Genomic DNA, 12,475 nt, shown 5'->3' with positions numbered 1-12,475 from the left:
GTGGCGGCCTGTTGTGCCACTAGATATAGCGGTTCGACGGAATCCAGGCCCAAGCGATGGTGTTGGCATGAATACGCATTGCGACGGCCGAATCGCCGGGGGTGGCGAGCGGATGAGGCAGGAAAACGCGGTCTGCAGCGGCTCCGGCCGCCACACACATACCGTCTGACGGCGAGCGGCGCGCACCTGCGCGACCCGCCGGCGTTCCTGTCTTCGCGCTCCCACCGCCCCGGCTTCCAGGAAGCAGACCCAGGTGCGGAAGGAGATCCCATCAGCATGAGCACGGTGCGCCTCGAAGTGGTCCAGGACAACACCAAAGCCGGCGGGGAGATTCCCCTGCAGCCCGCCTCCCAGGATATCTGGGACAAGAAGTACCGGCTGAAGACCAAGCAGGGCGTCGCCCTGGATGCCGACATCGACGGCACCTACCAGCGCGTGGCCCGCGCCCTGGCCGACGCCGAGCAGGCCGAGGACAAGAAGACCTACTGGTACGAGCGCTTCCTGTGGGCCCTGCGCCGCGGCGCGATCCCGGCGGGCCGGATCACCTCCAACGCCGGCGCCCTGGAGCACAAGCCGGCCACCAGCACGATCAACTGCACCGTCTCGGGCACGATCACCGACTCGATGGACGGGATCCTGGAGAAGGTCCACGAGGCCGGCCTGACCCTGAAGGCCGGCTGCGGCATCGGCTATGAGTTCAGCACCCTGCGCCCGCGCGGCGCGTTCGTCGCCGGCGCCGGCGCGTACACCTCCGGCCCGATGTCCTTCATGGATATCTTCGACAAGATGTGCTTCACCGTGTCCAGCGCCGGCGGCCGCCGCGGCGCGCAGATGGGCACCTTCGACGTCAGCCACCCGGACGTGAAGGACTTCATCCGCGCCAAGCGCGAGGACGGCCGCCTGCGCCAGTTCAACCTCTCGCTGCTGATCACCGATGGCTTCATGCAGGCGGTGGAGGACGACGGCGACTGGCCGCTGGTGTTCCCGGTCAACCGCAAGGAAGAGGGCGACATCGACCTGGCCGACGCCGACAAGGTGGTCTGGCGCGACTGGCCCACGCACGAGAACTACCTCGTGCGCGACGACGGCCTGGTGGCCTGCAAGGTGTACGGGCACATCCGCGCCCGCCACCTGTGGGACATGATCATGGTCTCCACCTACGACTACGCCGAGCCGGGCTTCATCCTGATCGACAAGGTCAACGAGATGAACAACAACTGGTGGTGCGAGAACATCCGCGCCACCAACCCCTGCGGCGAGCAGCCGCTGCCGCCCTACGGCGCCTGCCTGCTGGGTTCGGTCAACCTCACCACCTTCGTGCGCGACGCCTTCACCGACAAGGCGCGCTTCGACTGGGAGGAATACAAGGAAGTGGTGCGGGTGTTCACCCGCATGCTCGACAACGTGGTCGAGGTCAACGGCCTGCCCCTGCCGCAGCAGCAGGCCGAGATCATGCGCAAGCGCCGCCACGGCATGGGCTTCCTCGGCCTGGGCAGCACCCTGACCATGCTGCGGATGAAGTACGGCTCGGCCCAGAGCCTGGAGTTCACCGAGCGCGTGGCCCGCGACATGGCCGTGGCCGGCTGGGAAGTGGGCCTGTCGCTGGCCCGTGAGAAGGGCCCGGCGCCGATCATGGAGGAGCGCTTCACCGTCACCGCGCAGATGCTGCGCCAGCGCCCGGAGATGGCCAAGGACGGCTGGCGCGCGGGCCAGGAGATCGAGGGCAAGGTCCTGCACGCCCGCTACAGCCGCTACATGCAGCGGGTCGCCTCGGTGGCCCCGGAACTGGTCGAGGAACTGGCCGAGACCGGCGCCCGCTTCACCCACCACAGCTCGATCGCCCCGACCGGCACCATCTCCCTGTCGCTGGCCAACAACGCCTCCAACGGCATCGAGCCCTCGTTCGCGCACCACTACAGCCGTAATGTCATTCGCGAGGGCAAGAAGTCCAAGGAGAAGGTGGACGTCTACAGCTACGAGCTGCTGGCCTACCGCCACCTGGTCAACCCGAAGGCGATGCCGTTCGCCGAAAGCGCCGACGCCCGGCTGCCGGACTACTTCATCAGCGCCGACGACATCTCGCCCAAGGAGCACGTCGACGTCCAGGCCGCCGCCCAGAAGTGGGTGGACAGCTCCATCTCCAAGACCGCCAACGTGCCCACGGACTACCCCTACGAGGAGTTCAAGGACATCTACCGCTACGCCTACCAGCAGGGGCTGAAGGGCTGCACCACCTTCCGCTTCAATCCCGCCGCCTTCCAGGGCGTGCTGGTCAAGGAGAAGGACCTGGAGAACACCACCTACCGCTTCGAGCTGGAGGACGGCTCGGTGCTGGAGGTCAAGGGCAACGAGGAGATCGAGTACGACGGCGAGCTGCACACCGCCGCCAACCTCTTCGATGCGCTCAAGGAAGGCTACTACGGCAAGTTCTGACCGCCGGCCGGGAGTTTTCCTACCCGAAGCCGGGGCTGGCTCCGACCGATCGAAGGCCGCGGCGCGCGCTGTTTCCGGGCGCCCGCCGTGGCCGGTTCCACCGCAGCATGGCGCCCGGAAAGCAGTGATCGTCCCCGAGTACCACACGGAGAGCGCCCCCAGGAGGGCCCCATGAGCAATGGCAATGGTGTGACGGCGACCCTGTCCGAGGCCGCCGAGACCGTGAAGGAAACCGTCAGCGAAGTCGGCAGCAGTATTGCCGCTACCGCCAGCGGTGCCGTGGCCACCGCCGGCGAGGCGGTGACCCAGGCGAAGAAGGCGGCGACCAGGCGCGTGGCCACGGTGAAGAAGGCCGCGGCCAAGAAGGTCGCCGCGGCGAAGAAGACCGTGACGGCCGACGTGTCCAAGGCGAAGAAGGCGGTGAAGAAGGCCGTCTCCAAGGCGAAGAAGAAGCTGTCGGCCGCCAAGGAGAACGCCTCGGCCGAGGCGGCGGCGCTGCGCAGGAAGCTGGGCAAGAAAGCGCCTGCGAAGAAGGCCGTGGCGAAGAAGGCCGCGACCAAGAAGGTCGCCCCGAAGAAGGCTGCCAAGAAGACCGCCAGCAAGGCGGCGCCGAAGAAGACTGCAACGAAGAAGGCCGCAACGAAGAAAGTCGTCGCAAAGAAGGCGCCGGCCCGCAAGGCCGCCGCGAAGAAGGCAGTGAAGAAGGTCGCCAAGGCCGCGAAGAAGGCCGCACCGAAGAAGGTCGCGAAGAAGACCGCCCCGAAGACCGTCCGCAAGACCGCGAAGAAGAAGTAGGCGTCCGCAACACCGCCCCTCCCCCTATGGCGGGGGAGGGGTGTCGCGGTGGCATCGCCGCACCTCAGGCACAGACAAGAACAACCAAGGATCCGCCGCCATGGCCGTCAAGATCGAGCAGAAAATCAAGGGCTACGCCGTTGTCACCCCCGAGGACAAGGCGCGCGAGGCCGCCCCCCCGGTGCCGGCCGCCCCGGTCGATCGCGCCGTGGCCGAGCAGGCCGAGGCCAAGGACAACATCATCCAGATGCACGAGCGCATCGAGCGCCCGGACGTGCTGATCGGCAGCACCTACAAGATCAAGTCGCCGATGGTCGAGCACGCCATGTACGTGACCATCAACGACATCGTCCTCAACGCCGGCACCGAGCACGAGCTGCGCCGCCCGTTCGAGGTGTTCATCAACTCCAAGTCGATGGACCACTTCCAGTGGATCGTCGGCCTGACCCGGATCATGTCGGCGGTGTTCCGCAAGGGCGGCGACGTGACCTTCCTGGTGGAGGAGATGAAGGCCGTGTTCGACCCGCGCGGCGGCTACTTCAAGGCCGGCGGCGTCTACATGCCCTCCCTGGTCGCCGAGATCGGCGCCGTGGTCGAGGAGCACATGAAGTCCATCGGCCTGATCCACGACCCCGAGCTGAGCGCCCACCAGAAGGCCCTGATCGCCGAGAAGCGCAAGCAGTTCGAGGAGCGCTCAAAAAAAAACAGTGAGCTGACCGCGGCCCCGGCCGTGCCGGCCGCCCAGGCCCGCGACGAGGACGTCGCCGTCACCGGCGACGGCACCAGCTTCCCCCCCAGCGCCACCATGTGCCACAAGTGCAGCACCAAGGCGTTGGTGATCATGGATGGGTGTGCGACCTGCTTGAATTGCGGGTATAGCAAGTGCGGGTGATGCCAAGCGAATAAATCTGTGGAATATGGGCCAGGTCTAGAAGTGAATCTGACCCATTTCTTTTCATGGCAGGTCAAGAGCGCAGTCAAACCTTCGATGGAGGTGAGGCATGGATCGCTTGTATCTGAACGTATTTCTGGTCAAGCCGGGATTCAAGGCTCAAGGAGCCGTAAACGCAAAGGGTCTTAGTAAGTCGATGGATGTGCCCGTCAATGACGGGCAGACCGCAAAGCTCCACTACGGCCTCAGTAAAGGGACGCCTGACTGGTTCGCAGCCCTCGCCGCACAAGCGGTTGGAGGTGTGAGCAAGATGCCTGAAACAAGTTCGCTGTCAGGGTTTGTAATCGTCCCCCTTGGAAAGAGCCATTTCATCGTGACCTTCGGTCATGCTTGGCAGCGAGTCGATCGTGCGATGGTCGAGCCGAACTTCGGCGTCCGTTGCGTTCTCAACCTCGCGGAGCGTAACAAGTTAAAAAGCATAAAGCGCGACCGTATCGCGGATGACTTTATTCAAGCGATTGAGCAGATACCGGACGCGGATGACATTTACAGATTTGATATCGATACCGACAAAGATTTGCTGACGGGAGTCAAGGCGCGGGTCAAGGAGTCAGAGAACTTTGGTCTACAAGTCTCTGGTTCTGATTCATTCAAAGGGTCGATCGATTTATCGAAAGAGACAATTGGCGGATATCTGGCCAGATGCAGTGCGCTGCATAAGAAGACTTCGTATCAGAAGAATTTCCAGTGGGTCGACAATGTCGTTCCAGTTCGGGACGATTCATTGGTTGGGAAGCTTGAGATTGAACTAGCTGCATTGGTTGCCGCAAATAGCGCCGATATAAGCTTGTGTATCCCCGACCTTCTTTCTTGGGACGACTACGACCTCTTCAGCTATAAGACGAAGAGGGGCGGTCATTCGCCAGTCGCTTACGAGTTGTCGCCAAGCGCCTGGCGTGCATTTGCGATTTCAGAGGGCAAGATCATCGACGCGGATGCCCTGCGAGATAGCTCTGTCTATGCGTACCAGCAGGCAAGCAAAGATCTTAAGAAAAAGTGGTCTGTACTTCAGTGTCTGCATGGATCTGTGAGTTATAAGAAGAAAACCTATCTCGCGCATGGGGGTAGGTGGTTTCAAATTGAACAAAGCTTTGTTGCAGAGATTGATGTAAAAGTTGGTGCACTCACAATATCGAAGCTCGTGCTTCCTCAGCTGCAATCCCTCACGGAAACGGAGGGCGTCTACAACGCTCGGGTAGCTGGTGCGTCGAATGGAAAAATTATTCTTTTGGACAAGAAAAACATCCAGCACGGCGGGGGAAGGAGCCGTATTGAGGTGTGCGACCTTCTCACTGATTCTGGTGAACTTGTCTGCGTGAAGCCTTGGGGCGGTGGCTCAGCTTCGCTCAGTCATCTCTTCCAGCAGGCTCAGGTTGCTTGCAGGCTGATCAGTGAAGACGGCGGATTTAACGCCAAGGTCTTGGCTAAGTTGCCGACTTCTCATCATTCGGTATGGGCCAAAGCAAGTGCAAACACCGGCGGCGCTTCAGTTGTTCTTGCAGTCTTGAGGTCGCCGCATCCGACGAAGTTGCCATTCTTTGCTCGCCTTTCGCTTTCGATGTGCGTTACGGCCCTTGCCCGCATGCGATTTCAGCCCTCATATCTGATGGTGACCTAAGCGAAACTGGGGACAAGCGGAAACATGGGAAACAGCGGTCAGAGTGCACTTCTGAGAAGCAGGCAGAGGCAGGGGTTGGAGTGCAAATTAGCTAGGGGAAAGCGAGATCACCGAAACAGGGGTCAGAGTGCACTTTCACGTGCATAGGTGACACTGGGTGGGGCGACGGACTTCTTTGATGCCGCGTGATTGGTGGATTTCAGATCGCAGTGAACAGGGGGTTGTTCTGTGCGCAAGTGGATTCTTCTGTCCGTTCTTCTTCTGGCTGGGGCTGAGGCTTCAGCACATAAGCTTGCTACGCAATCGACGCCGGATGAGAGGCGCCTGGCCGGAATTACTTCTGGAACGCGCGCTTCGGCCGAGCGGCTGATGGCGCAATGGTCGCTGGAGGTCTTCACCGAACCGGTCCATGAGGAAATCACCAACCGCCTGTACGGCTGCAACGGTGATGCCTGCGCGGGCAGTGAGGCCACGACCGCCCCACCCTCGGTTTTGGCGGGCGTGCGCTGGAACGATGATCCGCCTTTCCGTCTTCTCGCCGGGCAGGCAAAGAGCTCCAGCTGCAAGACCCAAGAAACTGTACGTTTCGAGACCCAGCCATGGTGTTGGGTTAGCCTCTTTCGCGATGCAGAGGCGGGCGCGGCGAGCGGGAAGCGGTATGGCCCTGGGGACGCGATGCTCTACCGGTCGCATTTCGGCGACCTTCAGTACCTGCATGCGATGGCGGCTGCGGACGGCGAGCTCGCATCAAAGACCCGGGACAGTCTCTTCGGCTGGTTCGAGTTCGCTTGGCGCGCCTCGCGCGGCGAGTACACGCTGGAGACCCGGCTCAGGGATATCGAGATACCTGCGATCCAGGAGGCCTACGGTCGCACCGAGTGGCGTCTGATGGATCTCTATACGTTGGGTGCCAGCGGTGGCCTGCGGCGTTCGGTTGACGACGTCGCGTTCGGCTCTCTTCTGCATTCGGTACAGGACAGCTTCGCGGCGGGTCATGTACGACGCGAAGAGGCCAGTGGCATGCGGGAATGCACGCTCGCGGGAGATAGCGTGCCAGCGCCCGGCAACATCCTTGAATTCCACTCCTACGCCGGCCAAGACCACGGCCTGCATGCCGATGCAGATTCGCGCGCGGCCTTCATGCGCGGGTTCCAGGAAGAGGGCAACGTGGTGGATGTCGGCCGGCTTCTCGTGCGGGCTCGCAAGCAGTACCTGAATTGGGACGCGGTCCGGCCATATTTCGAGTGCATCTTTACCCTGCAACGGCCAGATGCTCCGGCGACGGCGGGCGATTTTGTTGCCGGAAAGTAACCGGAGAAAAGGGGAAACAGGGGTCAGACCGCACTTTCCCGACCTGCTGTAGTGGGGGCACTGGGCTCAGGCTCGCTTCCTGCAGTTGCCGAGCGAATCGTTGAGTTGAAGTGTGCAAGAGGGGTTTGCATGGATGTGGAGCACAGGCCGGCACTGACCTTTGCGCTGCTGGAAGCAAAGATCGCAGCGCTGCCCGAAGGACCCGTTTCGACGCTGGATACGCCCCGCTGGGCGCGACGCCTGGCGCTGCTCGGCATGGTCGGCATGATCGCCGCCTTCGTGCCGTCGCTGCTGGTGAAGTGGCTGGCGCCACAGACCTGGATGCTGTGGCTAGCGTGGGCAGGCCTCGCACTGGTGGTCGTCGGCTTCGTGCCCGGGTTCGTGCGAAACCTGTGGGTGCTCGTGCAGGACCTGCGCCACCATCGCGCGGGCATGGTCGCGCAGTTCGATCACGATGTGGCCCAGTTCATGGGGCTGGCTGCCTGGCTCTCCAGCTACCCGCGTGATTCACTGGAATCGAGTTTGCGCTATGCGCAGATGGGCCATGAGCGCCTGCAGTCGCGACTGGGCATGCTGATCGGCGGAATCGACCGGCTCGGGCTGCTTCCCGTCCTGGTCTCCCTGTTCGTGCTACTGCGCAACTGGCAGGACCTGCTGCACCTGCCGGGATGGCTGGCCATCCTGGGCCTGCTGGCCCCGTTCCTGTGGCTTATCGCCTGGCGGGGCGCGGAGTTCAGCCGCCGCCTCCAGCTGTATGCCTTCCTGCTCGACGAGGCGCTGCGGATGCGACGAAAGCATGCTGCCCCCGCCTGCGCCGACCCGGAGCCGGGTTCATCGGCGGGAGGCAGCGGGCCGGGCACCGGCTAGACTGGCGGCTCACGGCATTGCCACCCTGCAAGGAAACCCATCATGGCCTTCACCACCACCACTTCCGGCCTGCAGTTCGAAGACACCGTCGTCGGCGCCGGCCCCGAAGCCGCGCCCGGCCGCAACGTCACCGTGCACTACACCGGCTGGCTCTATCAGAACGGCGAGCAGGGCGCCAAGTTCGATTCCAGCAAGGACCGGGACGAGCCCTTCATCTTCCCGCTGGGCGCCGGCATGGTGATCAAGGGCTGGGACGAGGGCGTGCAGGGCATGAAGGTGGGCGGCACGCGCGTGCTGATCATCCCGGCCAGTCTCGGCTATGGCGCGCGCGGCGCCGGTGGCGTGATCCCGCCCAACGCCACGCTCAAGTTCGAGGTGGAGCTGCTGGGCACCTGAGGCCGTGTTCCCGTATCGGCAATCGGTGGTAATGGTGCTCCTGCTGGTCCCCGGTGGAGTCATGGGCTGCGATCCTTCGGGAGCCCACGGCATCGCCTTCGGCGACAAGCCGGGCCGCGATGCGCGCAAGCAGCCGGGCAGCGGCAAGGCATCGACCTGGTACGAGGTGACGCCGCCGCGACCCGACGCGCGCTTCGACCGCTACCTGGTCCGTACCGATACGGCCACGGGACGGATCTATGAGGTCAGTGCCGTCAAGACCATCATCCCCATCGAGCGTTCCGAGGGCCTCACCGCCGGGCAGCGGGAGGACGGCGTGCGACAGGCCACGGCGTTCGCGCGGGACTACGTGGCCACGCTTCCGGCCGATGTCCAGTCGCGCCTGGTCGACGAGTACGGTAATTCGCACTGGGAAGGCGCCATCGCCGACGGCACCTGGATGATGGTGGACGTCGACTTTTCCTGGGACGTCACCGTGGCGTGCCGCGATCTGCGCGGCGAGCGGGTGATGGGCGAGCGCGTCCTGCCGGAAATGTTCGATTCGAAATGAGGGCCGTTCGGGCCGGTGGCCCGACAGGCCTGGGCAAGGGAAGGAGGGAAGGTATGTCGATGAGACGGTGGGTGGGGGCCGCCTTGGTCATGCTGGCGTTGCTGACGCTGGCTCCAGCGGCGCCGGCACAGCAGGCGCTGGCCGCCGGCGAGCGTGTCGCGCTGCTGGAGCGGGAACATGCCCGGGTGCTGGAAGCCTATCGTTGCATGGAGACGTACTACGCTGCTCCGCCCGATCCGAAGGTGCTGGCCAAAATCGCCGCCTCGCGGACGATCTACGACCAGGTGTACGGGCGCGGTCGCAGTGACGACCTGGACGCCGCGGAATGGCGGGCCCTGACCCTGCGCAATGTCGAGGCGATTGCCTCGTTCCCGCCGACGCATGATCCGGCCATGGTCATCTGTGCGGTCGAGCTGGGCTTCCATTTCCAGGACTTGTCCATGCAGGCGGGCAATCCGCCGCAGTAGCGCGGAACAGATCGCCACCTGGCTCGATGATGATCCGGGCGCGCAAGCCGGCGGCCGGTCTGGCTCACTCCTCAGCCCAGGTCCTAAGATGATCCCGACCTTTCTGGTGGACATCGAGTGAGGCCTGCGATGAAGTCCGGATTTCTGCTTTCCTGCCTGCTCGCGTCCACTGCCGCCTGCAGCCAGCCGACGCCGCCCGCGGCCGCCGCGGGTGGCACCGAGACGGTGTCCATCGTGCCGCTGCCGCAGTCGGTGGAGGCCCGCCCTGGTGCGCTGCGCGTCGCCGGCGCCGTCGCGCTGGAAGCACCGGCCGCCGCGCCGAACGCTCGGCGTACGCTGGAGGACGCGCTGGCAAGCCTCGACCTGCGCACCGACGCGAAGGCGACCGCCCGCATCCGCCTGCAGCTGGCCGACGATGCCTCACTGGGCGAGGAGGGCTACCGGCTGGTGGTCGGCGACGGGATCGACCTGGTCGCACGCACCGATGCCGGCCTGCTCCACGCGGTGCAGAGCCTGCGCCAGCTGCTGCCCGCGCAGGCGCAGGCGGAATACCGGCTGCCGCATCTGGCGATCACCGACGTGCCGGCCTACGCCTGGCGCGGCAGTTCGCTGGACGTGGCCCGCAGCTTCCTGCCGGTCGAGTACCTGGAACGGCACATCGACCGGATGGCGTTCTTCAAGCTCAATCGGCTGCACTTGCACCTGAGCGACGATCAGGGTTGGCGCATGGAGATCAAGCGCTATCCAAAGCTGGTGGAGATCGGCGGCGCCAGCGCAGTCAGGGGCGGGCGCTCGGGCTGGTACACGCAGGAGCAGCTCAAGCACCTGGTCGCCTATGCGCAGGCGCGCGGGATCACCATCGTGCCGGAGATCGACATGCCGGGCCACGTGCAGGCGATGCTGGCCTCGTACAACGAGCTGGCCTGCGACGACGTGGAGAACCTGGCGCCCTACGACGGGCTGGAGGTGGGCTTCAGCGTGCTGTGCCTGTCCAAGCCGGAGGTGGTCTACCCCTTCGTCCGCCACGTGCTGGAGGAAGTTCTTGAGGTCTTCCCGTCGCAGGAGATCCACATCGGCGGCGACGAGATCAAGCATCCGCTGTACGCCGACTTCGTCGCCCGCACCGCGGCGGTCGTGCGGGAGATGGGGCGCACCCCCATCGCCTGGGAGGAGGGCTCGGTGGCCGACACCGGCCCGGACATGCTGCTGCAGCTGTGGAACGACGGCTACGCCATCGACGCGGCGGTGGCCAAGGGCCATCCGCTGATCCTGTCGCCGTGCACGTACTTCTACCTCGACCACGGCAACCATGCCGGCCAGCCGCAGACCTACGACTGGTGCCGCAAGGAAGGAGTACCGCTGGAGCGGGTCTACAGCTTCGATCCCACCGAGTTCAAGACCGCGGTCGGCATCGAGGCCGCGCTGTGGTCGGAGCTGGTGCACACCGATGCCGCCGCCGACGACCGCCTGTGGCCTCGGCTGGCGGCGGTGTCCGAAGTGGCCTGGAGCTCCGCCGGCCAGCGCGATTACGCCGGCTTCCTGGAACGCATGGGTGCGCTGCGCGCCCACCTGGACGCGCTGGGCATCCGCTACCACCCCGAGCCGGACCTGGGCTGGGATGGCGGGGAAGCAGAAAAGTAGGGAGCGGACCCGGCCCCGCCCGGTCAGCCCGCCGCGGCGGCGTCCACGATCTCGCACATGTAGCGCATGACCGACTTCTTGCTGGTCATCTGCCCGCCGGCGATGGTGAACTGCAGGGAGACGTTCACGCCGCCGCCGTCCTGCGGGGTGACGTAGACGCGCAACGGGGCGTTGGCGGTGCCGCCTTCCCCGCCGGTCACGGCGTTGGCGGCGCGGATGTAGCCGTTCTTCTCCTGCACGGCCAGTACCACCAGGCCCTGCTCCTGGATCTTGTCGCGGACCCGGTACAGCGCCGGCAGGTAGGTCACGTCCGGCACGCGGGCCTCGGTGGCGTAGGTGCGGCCGCTGCCGAAGGAGCCGTTGACGTTGAAGTTCTGCTCGCATTCGGATGCGGCGGCCAACGACGTCGCGGCGCCCAGGACGACTGCCGCCGCGGTGCGTGCGATCTGATGCTTCATGCGAATCCACTCCCTGGTCGGAAATCCCCGGATGACCGCCTGTGGCAGGCCGGCGCACGGGGATCCCCGGTTCCGCGCGCCTGAGGCGTGGATTCTAGCCGGGGACTCCGCGATGGGTCCGTGCCGTGCGCTGGGTCGCGGTGCGGTGGGAGCGGGTCGCAACGTACCTTCCGGCGTTGGCGGCTGCCGTGGTGCAGGCCCGGCGCCCGTGGTTCAATCGCGTCTCCGATCCGGAGCGGAGAATCCAGGATGGAACCAGGAAGAACCGCAAGCGCCACCAACGCGCGTCCGTGCGGGACGCGGATCGCGGTCGCGTTCGATGCCGCCGCAGGCCGGCTATCGCGTTCTTGGCCGCTCCTGCTCTGGGCGCTGCTGGCATGCGCGCCGTCCGCCGTGCAGGCGCAGGACCTGACCGGTCTGCGCGTCCTGCCCCATGCGGGCGCCGGCTCCACCTTCTCCGGTTGGCAGAGCGAAGGCGAGGTACCGTCCGCGCTCGACGTGCCGCTGGACCTGGGCGACGAGGTCTACGGCGCCACCCTGCAGCTGCAGCCGGCGCACGCGGGCGAAACCTGGCGCGTGCGGGTGCAGTACGAGACCAGCCTGGTCCTGAGCGCCGGGGGTCCGCACCTGGACCTGACCGACTGGAAGCATTGCGTGTCGGAATGGGAGCCGGCCGCGCGCACCGGCCCGGTGTCGTTCGTGCTGCCCACGCCGACTCCCGAGCAGCAGGCCTGCTTCCCGGACTACACCCCGGCCGAGCTCGAGCGTGCCGTGCGCGAAGCCGTGATGGACGATCCGGCGCAGGCCGACCGCTGGCTGCAGGGCCTGCGCGCAGGTCCGGCCGCGAAGGATTCGCCGGTATCGCCGTTCGCCGGCATCAGCGCAGTACGCGCGAGGATCGAGGTGCTGAGGAAGGGCGGGTGGGTGGCAGTGGCCACGCTGACGTTCCTGCCGCCGATGGGCTGCTGAGCCGGCGCAACGATCGAA

Annotated in this window: 12 protein-coding genes; 11 read left to right on the top strand and 1 reads right to left on the bottom strand. The window is 65.1% G+C overall.

Annotated elements, in window-relative coordinates; all coding sequences use genetic code 11:
* The first annotated feature begins 276 nt into the window (after positions 1 to 276).
* The 10 genes from CSC62_RS00905 to CSC62_RS00860 all read left to right on the top strand — a co-directional run bounded on the left by CSC62_RS00905 (position 277) and on the right by CSC62_RS00860 (position 11,030).
* Positions 277 to 2,433, top strand: a complete 2,157-nt coding sequence (locus tag CSC62_RS00905; RefSeq protein ID WP_162404275.1) for an adenosylcobalamin-dependent ribonucleoside-diphosphate reductase — start codon at positions 277 to 279, stop codon at positions 2,431 to 2,433.
* A 171-nt stretch (positions 2,434 to 2,604) separates the two neighbouring features.
* The gene (locus CSC62_RS00900; protein ID WP_162404274.1) at positions 2,605 to 3,228 is read left to right on the top strand and encodes a hypothetical protein; all 624 of its coding nucleotides are present in this window, start codon (positions 2,605 to 2,607) and stop codon (positions 3,226 to 3,228) included.
* A gap of 100 nt (positions 3,229 to 3,328) precedes the next feature.
* Positions 3,329 to 4,120: a TSCPD domain-containing protein gene (locus CSC62_RS00895; protein WP_162404273.1), complete on the top strand. Its 792-nt coding sequence runs from the start codon at positions 3,329 to 3,331 to the stop codon at positions 4,118 to 4,120.
* Between the two features lie 109 nt (positions 4,121 to 4,229).
* The gene (locus CSC62_RS00890) at positions 4,230 to 5,798 is read left to right on the top strand and encodes a TIGR04141 family sporadically distributed protein (protein ID WP_162404272.1); all 1,569 of its coding nucleotides are present in this window, start codon (positions 4,230 to 4,232) and stop codon (positions 5,796 to 5,798) included.
* A gap of 228 nt (positions 5,799 to 6,026) precedes the next feature.
* Positions 6,027 to 7,109, top strand: coding sequence for a hypothetical protein (locus CSC62_RS00885; RefSeq protein ID WP_162404271.1), 1,083 nt, complete (start codon positions 6,027 to 6,029; stop codon positions 7,107 to 7,109).
* A 129-nt stretch (positions 7,110 to 7,238) separates the two neighbouring features.
* Complete coding sequence (locus tag CSC62_RS00880) at positions 7,239 to 7,976, top strand: hypothetical protein (RefSeq protein ID WP_162404270.1); 738 nt, start codon at positions 7,239 to 7,241, stop codon at positions 7,974 to 7,976.
* Between the two features lie 42 nt (positions 7,977 to 8,018).
* The gene (locus CSC62_RS00875; protein WP_162404269.1) at positions 8,019 to 8,372 is read left to right on the top strand and encodes an FKBP-type peptidyl-prolyl cis-trans isomerase; all 354 of its coding nucleotides are present in this window, start codon (positions 8,019 to 8,021) and stop codon (positions 8,370 to 8,372) included.
* A 31-nt stretch (positions 8,373 to 8,403) separates the two neighbouring features.
* Complete coding sequence (locus tag CSC62_RS00870; RefSeq protein WP_162404268.1) at positions 8,404 to 8,922, top strand: hypothetical protein; 519 nt, start codon at positions 8,404 to 8,406, stop codon at positions 8,920 to 8,922.
* 89 nt (positions 8,923 to 9,011) lie between these two features.
* Positions 9,012 to 9,389 carry a hypothetical protein gene (locus tag CSC62_RS00865; RefSeq protein WP_162404267.1) on the top strand — a complete coding sequence of 126 codons (378 nt, stop codon included), beginning with the start codon at positions 9,012 to 9,014 and terminating at the stop codon, positions 9,387 to 9,389.
* A gap of 129 nt (positions 9,390 to 9,518) precedes the next feature.
* A complete protein-coding gene (locus CSC62_RS00860; RefSeq protein ID WP_162404266.1) occupies positions 9,519 to 11,030 on the top strand; it encodes a beta-N-acetylhexosaminidase in 1,512 nt (503 codons plus the stop codon).
* 23 nt (positions 11,031 to 11,053) lie between these two features.
* On the opposite strand, the gene CSC62_RS00855 is transcribed toward CSC62_RS00860, so the two are convergent.
* The gene (locus CSC62_RS00855) at positions 11,054 to 11,488 is read right to left on the bottom strand and encodes a hypothetical protein (RefSeq protein WP_162404265.1); all 435 of its coding nucleotides are present in this window, start codon (positions 11,486 to 11,488) and stop codon (positions 11,054 to 11,056) included.
* 393 nt (positions 11,489 to 11,881) lie between these two features.
* Here CSC62_RS00855 and CSC62_RS00850 point away from each other — a divergent pair, with 393 nt between their 5' ends.
* Positions 11,882 to 12,457: a hypothetical protein gene (locus tag CSC62_RS00850; RefSeq protein WP_162404264.1), complete on the top strand. Its 576-nt coding sequence runs from the start codon at positions 11,882 to 11,884 to the stop codon at positions 12,455 to 12,457.
* Positions 12,458 to 12,475: the final 18 nt, after the last annotated feature.

This window comes from Pseudoxanthomonas jiangsuensis (assembly GCF_010093185.1).
Lineage (GTDB): Bacteria > Pseudomonadota > Gammaproteobacteria > Xanthomonadales > Xanthomonadaceae > Pseudoxanthomonas > Pseudoxanthomonas jiangsuensis.
This window is presented reverse-complemented; position numbering and strand designations above follow the sequence as displayed.

What these genes read in the sequence shown, in the direction of transcription:
- CSC62_RS00905 (WP_162404275.1), top strand. Translation starts at nt 277, where the DNA reads ATGAGCACGGTGCGCCTCGAAGTGGTCCAGGACAACACCAAAGCCGGC.
- CSC62_RS00900 (WP_162404274.1), top strand. Translation starts at nt 2,605, where the DNA reads ATGAGCAATGGCAATGGTGTGACGGCGACCCTGTCCGAGGCCGCCGAG.
- CSC62_RS00895 (WP_162404273.1), top strand. Translation starts at nt 3,329, where the DNA reads ATGGCCGTCAAGATCGAGCAGAAAATCAAGGGCTACGCCGTTGTCACC.
- CSC62_RS00890 (WP_162404272.1), top strand. Translation starts at nt 4,230, where the DNA reads ATGGATCGCTTGTATCTGAACGTATTTCTGGTCAAGCCGGGATTCAAG.
- CSC62_RS00880 (WP_162404270.1), top strand. Translation starts at nt 7,239, where the DNA reads ATGGATGTGGAGCACAGGCCGGCACTGACCTTTGCGCTGCTGGAAGCA.
- CSC62_RS00875 (WP_162404269.1), top strand. Translation starts at nt 8,019, where the DNA reads ATGGCCTTCACCACCACCACTTCCGGCCTGCAGTTCGAAGACACCGTC.
- CSC62_RS00870 (WP_162404268.1), top strand. Translation starts at nt 8,404, where the DNA reads ATGGTGCTCCTGCTGGTCCCCGGTGGAGTCATGGGCTGCGATCCTTCG.
- CSC62_RS00865 (WP_162404267.1), top strand. Translation starts at nt 9,012, where the DNA reads ATGCTGGCGTTGCTGACGCTGGCTCCAGCGGCGCCGGCACAGCAGGCG.
- CSC62_RS00860 (WP_162404266.1), top strand. Translation starts at nt 9,519, where the DNA reads ATGAAGTCCGGATTTCTGCTTTCCTGCCTGCTCGCGTCCACTGCCGCC.
- CSC62_RS00855 (WP_162404265.1), bottom strand. Translation starts at nt 11,488, where the DNA reads ATGAAGCATCAGATCGCACGCACCGCGGCGGCAGTCGTCCTGGGCGCC.